A 13,370-nucleotide genomic window follows, 5' to 3' on the forward strand; every position below is an offset into this window, starting at 1 on the left:
ATGGATCGTGTCGGCGTGTGCAATGTTGCCCGACAGATGCGCTATTTTGATGCATCGTATGACAAGGCTCTTGATCTCTTGCTCACTGGCTACTGTTCCGTTTTTTAGAATTGGAAAGCCCTGCTGAATGGCTCTTCCTGATTGACAACCATTAAAACATTTGGTATGCTCTCCTGTATGAAATGAAGCCATTGCAAAAAGATTCGTCTGAAGACGATGAGGCACGATACCCACCTCACGGTTGGTTGGGCTTCATGCACCACAAGAACAAGTGGTTGGTACCCAGGGGCACTCGGAAACCTGCAAACCTCGGTTTGCGCAACGCTTCTGGACATGTGGACCGCTACCTTTCAGTTGTGAGACTGATGGGCAAGTCTCATGGATGAAGGAAGAATCCCTGTGCATTTATGCCAGGGAGTGTCAAAAAAGAGAAAGAGAACATCTTCTTTCTCTTTACTTGTTTCTGCTATCGATACGCTTTAGAAAAGTTCTCGTACGCTTGCTTCGATTGGAGTATAGGCGCTTCCGATCAGCTTTTGTAGGTCGTTCGAGGTCGATGCGAACTCGCCGCTTGCAATCGTCCTGTAGATCATGATTTGGAAGGGAATGAAGTCTTCCGGCATACCCAATTGCTTCAGTTCAGCACCGATTTCAGATTCTGAGACGGAACGATGAACTACTTTTTTGCCTGAGACCTGAGAGAGAAGCTGAGCCAGATCGTCAAAGGTCCAGGGTTGGGAGCCGGTGAGCTCATAGATTTTGTTCTCATGGCCTTTTTGGGTGAGGACGGTTGCGGCTGCGAGGGCGAAGTTACTGCGCGTCGCTGTATTGAGCTTGCCGTTGCCCGCCGAAGTCACCAGTTCGCCGCGCTCGACGGCTGCTTTAAGTCCTGGATTCACATAAAGATGGGTGTAGAAGGTATTCCGTAAGATTGTATAGGGAATGCCTGTGGTACGGAGTGCCTGTTCGCTTGCCAGGTGAACCTGAGCTAAAGTCATGCTTATCTTTTCAGCGTAGCCTACTCCTGTGTAGATGATGTGGCCCACCTTCGCGTTCTTTGCTGCCTCTATTGCAGTGGCGTGTTGACGGATACGTGCAGTATCATCAAGTAACGAAGAGGAGATGAGCAAAAGCTTGTCGGCTCCAGCGAACGCTTTTTGTAGTGAGGCTGGATCGTCATAATCGCCGTAACGTACCTCAATTCCCTGCTCAGCCAGGGCCGCCGCCTTTTCAGGATGCCGAACGGTCACTACGATCTCGCTCGTCGGGACTCTCTTCAATAAATATTGGACAACCAGGCTCCCCAATCCTCCAGTTGCACCAGTAACCACGATTGACATAGTATTGCTCCTTCATTATATGATCTGAAATGTGCTCTGTCTCCCCTGCACATTCCTCTTTCTTTCGCAGCGTGAAATTTTCTCTAAAGAGATAAATTCTTTATTGCTTATAGTAACTATAAGAGAGTATCTATCATCTTGCAAGAAGGCACTGGAAAGTGGTATGGTTACTGTATGGTAACAAATAAGAAAATTATCTTACAAACAGATCCCTTTGACAACAACTGTCCCTCTCGTCGCGCGCTGGACCTGATATCTGATAAGTGGACCTCGCTGATCATCTACTTGCTTAGTGACGGGCCGCAGCGCTACACGCAGCTAAAACGGCAGATTGGAGGCATCTCGCAGAAGATGCTGACACAAACACTACGAAAGCTGGAAGAGGAGGGCTTGGTCACGCGCACAGTTTACCCAACCGCGCCGCCATCGGTGGAGTACGCGCTCACACCGCTGGGAGAGACGCTGCTGGAACCTTTGGTCCGCCTGCTTGAGTGGGCACAAACTTTCGGCTTGCAGATGCGCTCTCCCGCAAGTGAAGCAGTATAGGAGACATTGCTAGAGAAACAAACGTTCTCTGGGCTCGACTTTGTACAATTTGAAAATGTGAGCTCAAAAATGCGTCGCACTCGCCCTTTTTGAGCTCACATTTTCAAATTGTACAAAGTCGAGCTGGGACAGTGTTTGATTCCCATGGTCTTCGCCATCCTGGTGCATGAGTTTTCGCACCTGCGGTGCTCAAATCAATTTTTATTGTATGGTGCAGAAAAGGTGCTATGCACCTTTTCTGCACCATACAATAAAAAGGGCGCAGGCGCCTGCCAGCCAGTGAGCAGCAAGATCCCGATGGTATTGGAAATCAAACACTATCTGGGAAGAAGAACCTTGTTCTACGTTCATAAAGAAGAGATAGGGCAAGCTCATCCTCAGTTATATGGTACATCGTACTTTTTCGTCAGGAAAACACTGATAGGCCTTTCGCACTCTTCCCAAAAACTGTGCCGCACTTATCTACTTTGCGGCTAGAGGGTGTCTTCCTTAGCGCTACCCCAATAAGCAAAAAACCGATGAGGCAAGACCAGAATCCAAGCCCACTTACATTGATCAAGATGCTACGCCACCCTAATTGAGCAAAATCAATACATGAAAGGATGAAAATGATTACAATCCAGAGAAGGCCTATTTGGCCGATATTGTTGTAAAATCGATTAGGAGAAATCCTTTGACTACGCCACAATTTCCAAATTTCTCCTCCTAACTCAAAAATGATAAGTGCAGCAAGGAGCCAAAAAGGAATAGTCAAAAGGAATCCTCCGAGTTTAGGGACGGTTTGAGCGACGAAGAGAAGAGTCATGAGATTCCACGCAGAGGGGCCTTCTAAAAGATTCCCGTGAGTATGAAAAGGGGCAATGTACCAGGGTAAAAAGAAAAAGCCAAGAAGAAGGAGAAAGTTGCCAAGAAAAAGGATGAAAATTTTTGTTCTATTGTTCATGATATCTCCTAAGCTGGTATAGCTCCACTTTCCATGCTGCTATCTGCTTGCTCGGCACACAACCTATAAACTGTAGATCGAGCATGGATTATTTACAACCGAAGGAAAAGGGATTGTAATTTGTTACATTATACGTTTGTTTACGTATTAAAACAAGCAAATCACAAGCCTTTTCCTTCTAAAAACTCGGCTAGTCTAGGGGTAACATGCGCTTGCAGCGCATGACGTTTCAAAATCGGGGCAACTCCAGTAGCCCCCATCCACAAAAATGGAGGGGAATTCGTACCGCAAGGGAGAGGACAGAGCGTCGGCACGCACCTACACTTCTCCATCATCATTCCAGGTCTTTGAACCGTATTGGAGGACACCTCAATACCCTTTTACCGGTTCATGCACACTTTATTTCAGTTCCTCATTCATCTCAACGATCAGAGGATTTCCACCATAGGTGATTTCTTTGGCTCCTGTCCTGGAGCTATCCACACCTGTTCCCTGGTGCTCAGAGACCAGGAGGAGTGAAAACGTTCTCGTCATGGGCATGCCCGCATAAGCTCCTTGCCTTTTTCCCATATACAAACGTTTCTTTGTATCATCCCAATGCAATGCTATGGTTGAAAAAGCTCCATTTTCGTAGTTATAAGTATCCCCCTCATCCTCATAGAGCGTAAAGGTAGCATCTTGCCCCTGGTAGATACGCAGCAGGAGGGATGAGTTCTTTCTGGCTTCCGCAGTCGATTGGATGTCCGGACCAAAGGGGACAATCGATCCCGCGCGTACGAACAGGGGAAGGATCTCTAATGGAGCTTCTGCATCTACCGTTTGCGCTCCTGAAAACTGTCTCCCCGTCCAGAAATCATACCAATCACTACCTGCTGGGAGATAGACCTGGCGTGTTTGAGCATGCGGAGGGAGTGGTTGCGACCCAGGAAGATAGTACATCGGTTCCGTGACCGGGTTCACAAGAAACGCCGGCCCAAAGAGGTATTGATCAGCAATGTTGTAGACCTGGGAATCCTGCCGAAAATCGAAAGCCAGAGCACGAAGCATCGTATAATCTTCTTGCGTCACACGACCAACCAGTGAGTAGATATAAGGCAAGAGATGGTAGCGTAATCGAATGAACGTCACGAGCGTATCATAAAAACGCGAACCGGGTTCCCCAAAGCGCCACACTTCACGTGGAGTGTCCGTTCCGTGAGAACGGAAAAGAGGAAGAAAGGTTCCATATTGGAAAAAGCGTACATAAAATTCGTGATAGCCGAGATCCTCATATCCCTCTTGAAAATCCCCATCCCAGAACCATAGATCTTTTTTGGCGACAAAAAAGGCTCCAATATCTGCTGTCCAGTAGGGTAATCCAGTCACACAAAAATTGACGCCTGCCGCAATTTGCTTTTTAAGCGTCTGCCAGTTTGCCGAAATATCGCCTGACCAGGTGATGGTCCCATAATGTTGCTGCCCTGCGTATGCAGAACGCGTTAGGTTGACGACCCGTTTGCTCCTGGTGGTCAGACGTTGACCCTCATAGATTCCCCTGCTGTGTTGTAGCGAGTAGGCGTTGATATACTGGGGGTCAAGGTACTTTTTTGCCTCTTCGGTATTCATTCTTCGTCGTTCTGCTGGTTCTGGCTTCGTCTCTCCCGTCCAATCTGCTTCAAAAGGTTCAGTACAATCACACCACCAGGCATCTACTCCCTTGGAGAAGAGCCCTTCGTTCGCCTGCTTCCAGTAGAGCGCTCTGGCCTGCTCATCAAACGCGTTATACGTCGCCTGATCTCCCAGTAGAAAACTCTGTGCAAGCATCTCTCGATGATTGGGACCATAATTATGCATCGTTGGCCAGATGGAAACCATAAGCCTGACCTGTAATCGGTGCAGCTCTTCCATCATGGCTTCCGGCTGGGGAAAACGTTCTGGGTCGAGGGATTTTTGCCCCCAGAGATCTCCTGACCAGGAACGCCAGTCGAGCACAACCCCATCAAGAGGAATCTGGCGTTGTCGATATTCTTTGACCACCGCGAGGAGTTCTTCTTGAGAACGGTAGCGTTCTTTTGATTGGAGATAGCCAAAGACCCATTGTGGCAACATGGGAACTTTGCCAGTCAGGAAGCGAAAGCCTTGGACAATATGGTCGAATTCCGGCCCGTAAAGAAAATAAAAATCAAGTTCGTCATGGATATCACACCAGAGGAAGGACCCTTGCTCGTCATCATGAAATGTCATTAAGGAGTAACAATCCAACAAGATTCCGTAACCGTTGGTCGAGACAAGCATCGGGACTACGGCTTTCAAATTTTCTTGATAGAGATCCTGATGGGTTCCTCGCAGATTCAAGAAACCCTCTTCATGCGACCCCAGACCGTAAAGCGCTTCCCCCTCGTTCCATACGAATTCGAGTTGGGCGTGATAGGCTTGCCGATCAACAACTTGCTTGACGTCTTCAACCTTCACACGTGCCCCATCAATGCTCTGAACAGGTGCTCGTATCGTTGCCTCGTCAAAAAGAGAATGGAATACCGGTGTCGGAGTAAGTATTTTCCCTCCTCGTCCCGGCTCTCGGGTCAACACCTGACCCTGGCGATCACGGTAGGCGAAGGCTGCGGTCTCTTTCTGGATCTGAATTTCAATGGCAGAGGTGCTAAAGATGAGCATGTCTGGTGTGTCTTGTACCTCATATGCTATCCCTGGCACTGGTTGAGCCACAATCATCAGGCTTTTCTGGGCCGAGGGAGATGGTTCCCAGGCGTAACGAACGCGAATGACGTTGGCAGTATAGGCGATGAGTTGAAGTGTCCCTTCAGATGTTTCGATGCGTAAACCATTCGGCTGTGTACAATATGAGGTCACTCTCATAGATTGCCTCTCTCGTTTCATCTTTCCAGCATCAGGCGCTTCTCAGCGTCGGAGGAAGCTGTTTGATGTGTTTCTTTCTTGAGTGAATAAGTGAGCAGCAGTTTCGACTAAGCAAAAGACAACACTTATCCTCGTGGTTTGTAGGGGCCACTACTTTGCCGAATGCTTAAAGGAACTTGTAGTAAGGTCTGGGTTGGAAGGGCATGGGGCTCATCGAGTTGTCGAATGAGCATCTCTGCAGCAATCCGTCCGATTTCCTTATAGGGGAAATCGATGGATGTCATCGCCGGATGCATCATTTCAGCCAGATGCGAGGGGAGCATTGTCACCACAGAAAAATCCTCAGGAATATGCAGGCCATGTTCCTGAACCGCCCGCAGAATGCTGCCAACCACCCAGGAATTGGTGGTGATAATGCCAGTGAGTGTGGGCTTTTCCTCCAGAATGCTGCGCACCAACTCATAGCCTTTCTGTGGATCAGGGGGACAGGGATAGGTTTGTCCTTGCAAACCGAGTCGGGCAATGCTCTGTTCAAAGCCTTGCGTGGCACGAATAGCGTATGCTGCTCCTCGGTTCATCGCTGTACTGATATTGAGAAAGACAATGTCTTGATGCCCAAGTTCCGCCAGGTACTCAACACTGGTCCGTAAAGCCGCTGGAAAATTCAGGTCGACAAAACTTGTGCCATCGTTTTCCGGGGAATTGTCGGGACCGTGGCCAATCATGACAAAAGGGTAACCTTGTTCCTTTATGAAAGCAATCCGTGGGTCCTTCATACGGATTTCCATCAGGATCACTCCTTCAATGATGCCTCGCTTCATCATTTGCAACACATCCCGATTTTGATCCTGGCCTAACCAGAGGTAGAGTCCATAGTTGCGTTCCGTCGTCACAGTGGACGCACCCTCAATAAACTCCAACTGCAAAGAAGACAGACCGGTTCCTGCAGCAGGGTAGAGGATGCCGATGGTATGTGTGCGCTTACTGCGCAAGGCTTGCCCCAATGCATGCGGTTCGTAATGCAACTCTTCGATTGCCTGTAAGACCCTGGCCCGAGCCTGCTCGGAGACGGGCCGTTTTCCACTGAGGGTGTAGGAAACCGTACTGACCGTTACCCCGGCTCGCTTGGCGACGTCAACAATAGTAATACCCACAAGACAACTTCCTTATTCTGTGTCAAGGCTGGTAAAAGCGAAACGTTTCTCTTCGCGTATTGTAAATCATTTCTTTTTTGGTTGTCAAGCCTTGACTTTCTGGCTTTCCTTGACTATACTCATGTTCATTAAGCATGCGAAACGTTTCGCAAGAAAAACGCAAACGAGTCATTGCCGTGCAGGAAGCAGATGAGAAGATGGGCCTTCTCAAACAAAGATGTGGCAGCGGTTTTTCCTCTGTCCGGCCTGGAGGCCAGAGAGAGATGAAAGGAGATTCGTTTTTCTAGGGATGATATATCATTCGCACTTATGGACATAGATGTCTTTTAGCGCTATTTCGTAGAATCAGACAATGTTTTTGTCCTCCCTTAATCGAGAGGTAATTCCTCTATGAAGGATTCAAGAGGTTTATCATGCATTTATTTTTTCTTCGCGCAAGAAGTCGCCATGCTTTCTACACATCAGTTTTGATGCTGGTGGTCAGTTGCAGTTTTTGGCTGGCTGCCTGTGGAGGTAGTGGTCCTGCTTCGAGTGTCTCATCCAATCAAGATCCCAACGCACCGATTACGGTTTGGGTTGATGCTGATCGTATGGCAGGGGTGAAACTCTATGAACAGGCCCATCCTCAGGCCAAAATTAATGCGGTTGTGGTGGATCGCAACCAGTTTCCCTCCAAGGTGCTCCTGGAAAACAATATCCAGAGTGGGTGGCCGGATGTCGTGTTTGCTGAACCGGATCTCGTTGCTCAGGTTTCGGATACTGCGCATAATTTCCCCCTGGATCTGACTCCCTATGTTTCTTCTAGTATCCTGGCAAACTTTGCTGGCGAATTCGCCTGTGAATTCAATAGCAAGGTCTATTGCTTGCGCAATGACCTGGCACAGAATGTCCTCTGGTACAATGCACCGCTGATGCAACAGTTTGGCTACAGCGTACCAACAACCTGGGAAGCATATGAGGCTCTTGGGCTACGTGTTGCCAGGGAACATCCTGGCTATATCATTGGGGAATTTGGCGATGCCTTTGCCCTTGACACCTATTTCTGGGGAAGCCACTGCCCGGTTCATCAGGATAAAGGCAATGCCAAATTGCTGATCAATTTGCCTGACGCCAATTGTACTCGCATGGCAAATTTGCTTGATACCCTGCTTCCGACCGGCGTTCTCTCCAGGTCAGGTTTCTTTGATGCGGGCATGACAAAGTATGGCAAAGAGAATAAAATCCTGATGTTGCCCGGTGCTTCCTGGATGGGGGATGGCCTGTTCAAAGGAACCTTCTACAAGACCGCTGACCACCAGTTGGGCGCCGCCGCTCCTTTAAAGTGGCAGGCAGATTCCCGGACGTATACAGGGGCGATTGGAGGGGCCGCCTGGACAGTCTCTCGCCATAGCAAGAATATCAATCTGGCGGTGGACTTTGTGAAATGGGTGACGACCTCACCTAAGTATCTGGGGCATGCTGCCTCCTATCCTGCGTATAAGCCGACTGCGGATGTCTGGAAAGCCTCGCTGGCCAGCGATCCTATTTATGCCAGCAATCCCTACCCGGTGCTCCAGCAAGCCGCTCTGGAGCTTGATCCACAATGGAACTATGTACGCTTTGATGATCGCACAGTGTTCGGCATAACGGTGGTGACACCAGTTCTGACCAGTGGAGGCACAGTGGCGTCCAAGCTTGCCGCGTATCAGCAAGCCATTGTACAACTGGCCCAGTCCCAGGGATATGAAGTGGTCAGCTCATAGCTGATCAGGAAGGAGATGTCTGTGCTGCATAGACATCTCCTGATCAAGCAGTAAAATAACCCCCTTCTTACCAGCTAACAGCGCTATTGAATGAGGAGGTTCGCATGGTTTCACCTGTTTCTTCTCCGCCTGATGTGCCAGCAGAGCGTTCTCCCAGACGCTCCCAAACGCTTCGGCATACTCGTCGGGTACGTGCACTGGTCGCCGATCTGTTTCTGCTACCATATCTCGTTTTCTTGCTCTTGTTTGGCTTGCTGCCAGGGATGTTAGCGCTCATCTTGAGCTTTTCTTCCTTTGAGAATGGAACTCCCAATTACTTTGCGGCGGGATTACACAATTTTGTGCTGGTATTTACTGATTTTCGTTTTCGCTCGGCTCTGGCCAATATTACTCAGTTCCTGATTATCTCTGTACCATTGGGGATTGCCGGGGTGGTTGCCCTTTCTCTTCTGCTTCACACGCGGACAGGATGGTTCGCCGATCTGATGCGGACGATTTACTTCTTACCGGGTGCAGTGGCTGGTCCCACCTCGGTCTTGATTGCACTGTTTATATTTGATCCCCAGGTCAGTCCGTTTCGTGGCTTGCTCAACGTATTAGGATATCAGCAGTTGGTAGATGTGATCCAGCCAGGCCATCTGCCGCTGCTCTTCACCTTGCTGGGTTTCTTTGCAGGTGCCGGAGGTTGGATTGCAATCCTTTATGGTGGACTCAAGGGTATTCCGATCGATATCATAGAAGCGGCACAGATTGATGGGGCCAACGCCTGGCAGGCAGCACTTTATATCAAACTGCCAGCCATTCGACGGTATATCATTTATCTCTTCATTATCACATTTGCGGGCAATATTCAGCTTTTCACTGAACCCCAATTGATTGGAGCGAGCTTCTCCTATGTGGGGATTGCCACGATCAGCCCGACATGGTCTCCCAATCAACTTGGTTATTTCTTTGCGTTCACCGATGGCAATTTTGGCGCAGCAGCAGCGATGTCTTTGCTGATGGTTGCTGTTGGACTGGCTGGAGCTATCCTGGTGATTAGCCTGACCGGTTTCTTCAGTACCGACGTGAGCCCAAATTAAACTGCTAGAAAGGAGCTTTTATGACCTTGCGTGCATCCACTCTTCGGCGGGCATCCACTCTTCGGCGGCGCTCCCTGTTCCACCGTCAGCAGGAAAGCACTGGGACCATGACTCCGGTGGGGGTCGTGATCCGTTTTATCCTCTTGTTGGCCTTCGGCGTTTTTTTTGGCTTACCGTTGCTCTGGTTGCTGCTGGCCCCAACCAAAACCGATGTCCAGTTGATCCAGGACTTTCCTCTCTCGGTCGGGTCCCTGGGCAAGATTGGCCAGGATTGGCAGAACTTGTTGTCCTTTGATGGCGGTGTGATTGTCCAGTGGTCCATCAACTCGATCCTATATGCCATGTCAGCGCTCATTTTGAGCCTGCTGATTACCATTCCCGCAGGCTATGCCCTGGCGACAGCTCAACCCCATGCGCGCAAATTGATTCTGTGGTTGACGCTGATTACCATGCTCTTGCCGATCTCTGCAATGGTCCTGCCCTTGTTTTTGGAGATTAATACGGTTCACCTGGTCAACACGCCCTGGTCCGTCATTTTGCCAACCGCGTTCTTCCCCTTTGGCGTCTATCTGGCATTTGTCTACTATGCTGTCAGTTTACCCAAAGAGCTGCTGGCAGCAGCGCGCATAGATGGGGCTAACGAATGGCAGGTGTTCTGGCACATTGGGATTCCTCTTTCACGCCCCCTCCTGGGGCTACTCGCCTTTTTGAGCTTTACGGCGAACTGGAACAACTATTTTTTGCCGTTTGTCATGTTGCAAGATACCTCCGTCTACAATCTGGCTGTTGGTCTTCAGGCATTAATCACAGGGACACCGGCACTTCATCCGGCGATGATTTCTGATTTACCGATCCATCGCGCAGAACTGGCCCTGGCTGGCATAATTATGGCACTTCCCGTGGCGATTGTCTTTTTGTTCTCTCAGCGCTATGTGATCAGTGGAGCACTCACAGGGAGCATGAAAAATTGAGTGAAGCATATACGTTGGGCGAAAAAGGCCGAAAACTAGCTGGCCTTTCTTCATCTGGCTTGTGCTCAACTTCTCTTCGCCAAGATCGCGGTTTTTGGATAAGCTCTTAGCCAGACAACAAATGACTCGGCGCAAGCATCGGCCAGCAGATCGATGAGAGATAAGAAATGAAACGTTTCGCTCTTTGCCACTGATCTCTTGACTTCTCTGCTTTTTTTAGTTATACTCACCTTTAAGGGCAATCGAAACGTTTCGTTTTATACCTGTAAGTAGCTGGAAAAAAGGGGACATGGGGCCTCTTTCCATAAAAAGAATGTCGTGCAAACAGCCCATTGCCTGGACGTATAAGAGTTCATTTTTCTTGGTGACAAGATGTTGCCTCAACCCATTCAGCGTTTTTACCGCGTGCCCTTTGTATGAACAGATGTACAACAAATCGTCTACCTGTCAGGTAGAGCGTGCGTAAATAGATAGGATCATACATAAAAAAAGAGAAGGATTTCTTTTTTTTAGCTATGTGATACCTGATCACTTTTTTCACGCATGAAAGCATCTGTGAGCATTGCATCTCAAGAAAGGATTCAACGATGCAACGTCAATACATCCGTATATACATGAAAGGCGCTTTGGTGTTTTCCTCCCTCCTGGCTTTTTGTGGAGAAAGTCTCTTTTTTTCGCAGCTGGCGCATGCTACGGTCCAGGCTACCTATTATGTCTCTCCAACTGGTTCCGATAGCAATAGTGGCACCAACATGAGCTCCCCCTTTGCTACCCTTGATCACACTCGCCAGGTCCTCGAAACGGTCAATGGGAATATGACCGGCGATATTGTGATCTATCTGTCAGGCGGAACCTTTACCCTCAACGGGCAAGCGTGTACGACGGTGTAATCGAAAATGTAAGTGCTTAAACACTCTCTGAGTGTCAACCTCCCGTGGTCACCACGGTCTCTGTACATGACTTTTCAAGCGGGATTGCAAAGGGCGGCGAGCCCTTTGCCGGGGTTTGGGGTGTCCCCAAATACCCCTTTTTCTTCTTTTATTCACTGCCGCACGCGGCGGCGAGAGGAAGGTGAGAGAACGGGGCACAGTCCCGGAAGGGTTGCACCCTTAACAATCCCGCTTACGTTCGCACCTATGGGGGTGACGCTCACCATGGGGGAAGAGGTACGTTTCACTCCACCGCAGAACGGTGGCCGCTCCTGCTTTTTCACACCAGGGCAGCGTCCAATTTCGCTGACCATCTACCAGCATAAAAAGGCAAAAATCATCAGGCGGCGTTTCAAATGAAGCTTGACAGCGCAGTATGTCAGTCTTCACTTGACGGCTTGACCGGGCCGGAAAGCCGTCAAGTGAAGACTGCAAGGCCACGGGTAGCAGGAAGCTTCTTTGTTCTCACCAGTCATGGTCATTTGCAACGCTGAGACAAAATGAGAACATCTGATCTGTTTATTGTGATTAAGAATAGACCATTTTCAGAGAATGGAAAGGACACAAGGACGTGAAACAATCGATCTCAAGCGTGCAACGTCACTTTCGCGGTTGGAAAACTGTCGTGTCGCTCATTGCTATCGGGTGTGTCATTGCTGCCATGTTTGGCATTGTCAACCCGTTTGGCGCTTCTCCTGAGCCAGCTTTAGCGGCAGGGACGCTGCCCTGCGACATTTATGCATCCTATAGCACTCCGTGCGTTACCGCTCACAGCACCGTGCGTGCGCTTTTCTCATCCTACAGCGGGCCGCTGTACCAGATACAGCGCGCATCCGACAAGAATTACCTCGACATCGGCCTCCTAGCGGCGGGTGGGTATGCCAACGCAGCTCCACAGGTCTCGTTCTGCTCGGGCACTACCTGTAAGATCACTAAGATTTATGACCAGACCACCAACCACAACGACATGCCGATCTCCTCGGGAGGCTACTGGAAGGGTCCGGGTCCCAACGGCGCGGATGTCGGAGCCGACGCCATGGCCCTGCCGGTGACCGTCGCCGGTCACCAGGTCTACGGGGTGAAGGTCACTCCAGGCGTTGGCTACCGGATTGACAACGCTAAGGGCGTGCCCACTGGCTCACAGCCGGAGGGGCTGTATATGATAACCTCGTCCAATTACGTGGACAGCTACTGCTGCTTTGACTATGGCAGCGGTGAGAACTCGCACACCGATACTGGCAACGCGACCATGAATTCGATCTACTGGGGCACCGCATGCTGGTTCGGCGGGTGCGTTGGTAACGGCCCGTGGGTGGAAGCCGACCTGGAGAACGGTATGTACCACACCAATACCGGTTCCAATAAGGACCCGAACAACTCCGGTGTGCACTACCCGTTCGTCAGTGCCTGGGAGAAGAACAACGGCACCAGCAACTTCACGCTCAAGTATGGCAATGCACAATCAGGTGGCCTGACCACTCCCTATTCGGGTGCATTACCCAACAGCTACTCGCCGATGAAAGTGGATAGCTCGATCCTGCTGGGTACCGGTGGCGACAACAGCGTCTCCGGACAGGGAGAGTTCTTCGAGGGAGCCGTGACATCCGGCTATCCATCAGATACGGCGGAGAACGCCGTTCAGGCTAGCATTGTTGCAGCCGGTTATGGCAGTAGTACCCAGCCCACCCCGTCTCCTTCTCCGACACCCGCTTCCGGGTACGCGGTGAATGCAGGAGGAGCCACGGCAGGAACCTTTGCGGCGGATGCGTACTATAACGGTGGAAGTACCTACTCGACGACCTCCAGTATC

General features: G+C 50.0%; 10 protein-coding genes and 1 pseudogene. 7 read left to right on the plus strand and 4 right to left on the minus strand.

Translation table 11 applies throughout. From position 1 onward, the window contains the following. Positions 1-479: 479 nt before the first annotated feature. Complete coding sequence (locus tag F1593_RS25570; RefSeq protein WP_149404393.1) at positions 480-1,340, minus strand: SDR family oxidoreductase; 861 nt, start codon at positions 1,338-1,340, stop codon at positions 480-482. A gap of 174 nt (positions 1,341-1,514) precedes the next feature. On the opposite strand from F1593_RS25570, the gene F1593_RS25575 reads away from it, so the two are divergent. Next, entirely contained in the window at positions 1,515-1,886 is a 372-nt protein-coding gene (locus F1593_RS25575; protein WP_149404394.1) for a winged helix-turn-helix transcriptional regulator, read from the plus strand. A 406-nt stretch (positions 1,887-2,292) separates the two neighbouring features. Here the strand turns inward: F1593_RS25575 and F1593_RS25580 are convergent, their stop codons facing one another. The 3 genes from F1593_RS25580 to F1593_RS25590 form a co-directional block, all read right to left on the minus strand. Further along, positions 2,293-2,829, minus strand: coding sequence for a hypothetical protein (locus F1593_RS25580; RefSeq protein ID WP_235932705.1), 537 nt, complete (start codon positions 2,827-2,829; stop codon positions 2,293-2,295). A gap of 399 nt (positions 2,830-3,228) precedes the next feature. Next, on the minus strand, positions 3,229-5,682 hold the full coding sequence (locus tag F1593_RS25585; RefSeq protein ID WP_149404395.1) for a glycoside hydrolase family 31 protein: 2,454 nt from the start codon (positions 5,680-5,682) through the stop codon (positions 3,229-3,231). 125 nt (positions 5,683-5,807) lie between these two features. After that, positions 5,808-6,836, minus strand: a complete 1,029-nt coding sequence (locus F1593_RS25590; RefSeq protein WP_149404396.1) for a LacI family DNA-binding transcriptional regulator — start codon at positions 6,834-6,836, stop codon at positions 5,808-5,810. Positions 6,837-7,249: 413 nt separating this feature from the next. On the opposite strand from F1593_RS25590, the gene F1593_RS25595 reads away from it, so the two are divergent. The 6 genes and pseudogenes from F1593_RS25595 to F1593_RS25620 form a co-directional block, all read left to right on the plus strand. Continuing rightward, complete coding sequence (locus tag F1593_RS25595; RefSeq protein WP_149404397.1) at positions 7,250-8,578, plus strand: ABC transporter substrate-binding protein; 1,329 nt, start codon at positions 7,250-7,252, stop codon at positions 8,576-8,578. A 104-nt stretch (positions 8,579-8,682) separates the two neighbouring features. Beyond that, complete coding sequence (locus F1593_RS25600) at positions 8,683-9,660, plus strand: carbohydrate ABC transporter permease (protein WP_149404398.1); 978 nt, start codon at positions 8,683-8,685, stop codon at positions 9,658-9,660. A gap of 20 nt (positions 9,661-9,680) precedes the next feature. Beyond that, positions 9,681-10,631, plus strand: a complete 951-nt coding sequence (locus tag F1593_RS25605; RefSeq protein ID WP_149404399.1) for a carbohydrate ABC transporter permease — start codon at positions 9,681-9,683, stop codon at positions 10,629-10,631. Between the two features lie 9 nt (positions 10,632-10,640). Then, positions 10,641-10,733, plus strand: a pseudogene (locus F1593_RS25610) (IS5/IS1182 family transposase); the annotation flags it as partial. 485 nt (positions 10,734-11,218) lie between these two features. Further along, entirely contained in the window at positions 11,219-11,521 is a 303-nt protein-coding gene (locus F1593_RS25615; RefSeq protein ID WP_149404400.1) for a right-handed parallel beta-helix repeat-containing protein, read from the plus strand. A gap of 700 nt (positions 11,522-12,221) precedes the next feature. After that, the coding region (locus tag F1593_RS25620) for an arabinofuranosidase catalytic domain-containing protein (protein WP_149404401.1) at positions 12,222-13,370 on the plus strand (1,149 nt) is incomplete at its 3' end.

Source organism: Dictyobacter arantiisoli, assembly GCF_008326305.1.
GTDB lineage: Bacteria > Chloroflexota > Ktedonobacteria > Ktedonobacterales > Ktedonobacteraceae > Dictyobacter > Dictyobacter arantiisoli.

Bases quoted from the DNA above. Each gene is read 5' to 3' on its own strand.
- F1593_RS25570 (WP_149404393.1), bottom strand. From the start codon at position 1,340: ATGTCAATCGTGGTTACTGGTGCAACTGGAGGATTGGGGAGCCTGGTT.
- F1593_RS25575 (WP_149404394.1), top strand. From the start codon at position 1,515: ATGGTAACAAATAAGAAAATTATCTTACAAACAGATCCCTTTGACAAC.
- F1593_RS25580 (WP_235932705.1), bottom strand. From the start codon at position 2,829: ATGAACAATAGAACAAAAATTTTCATCCTTTTTCTTGGCAACTTTCTC.
- F1593_RS25585 (WP_149404395.1), bottom strand. From the start codon at position 5,682: ATGAGAGTGACCTCATATTGTACACAGCCGAATGGTTTACGCATCGAA.
- F1593_RS25595 (WP_149404397.1), top strand. From the start codon at position 7,250: ATGCATTTATTTTTTCTTCGCGCAAGAAGTCGCCATGCTTTCTACACA.
- F1593_RS25600 (WP_149404398.1), top strand. From the start codon at position 8,683: ATGGTTTCACCTGTTTCTTCTCCGCCTGATGTGCCAGCAGAGCGTTCT.
- F1593_RS25605 (WP_149404399.1), top strand. From the start codon at position 9,681: ATGACCTTGCGTGCATCCACTCTTCGGCGGGCATCCACTCTTCGGCGG.
- F1593_RS25615 (WP_149404400.1), top strand. From the start codon at position 11,219: ATGCAACGTCAATACATCCGTATATACATGAAAGGCGCTTTGGTGTTT.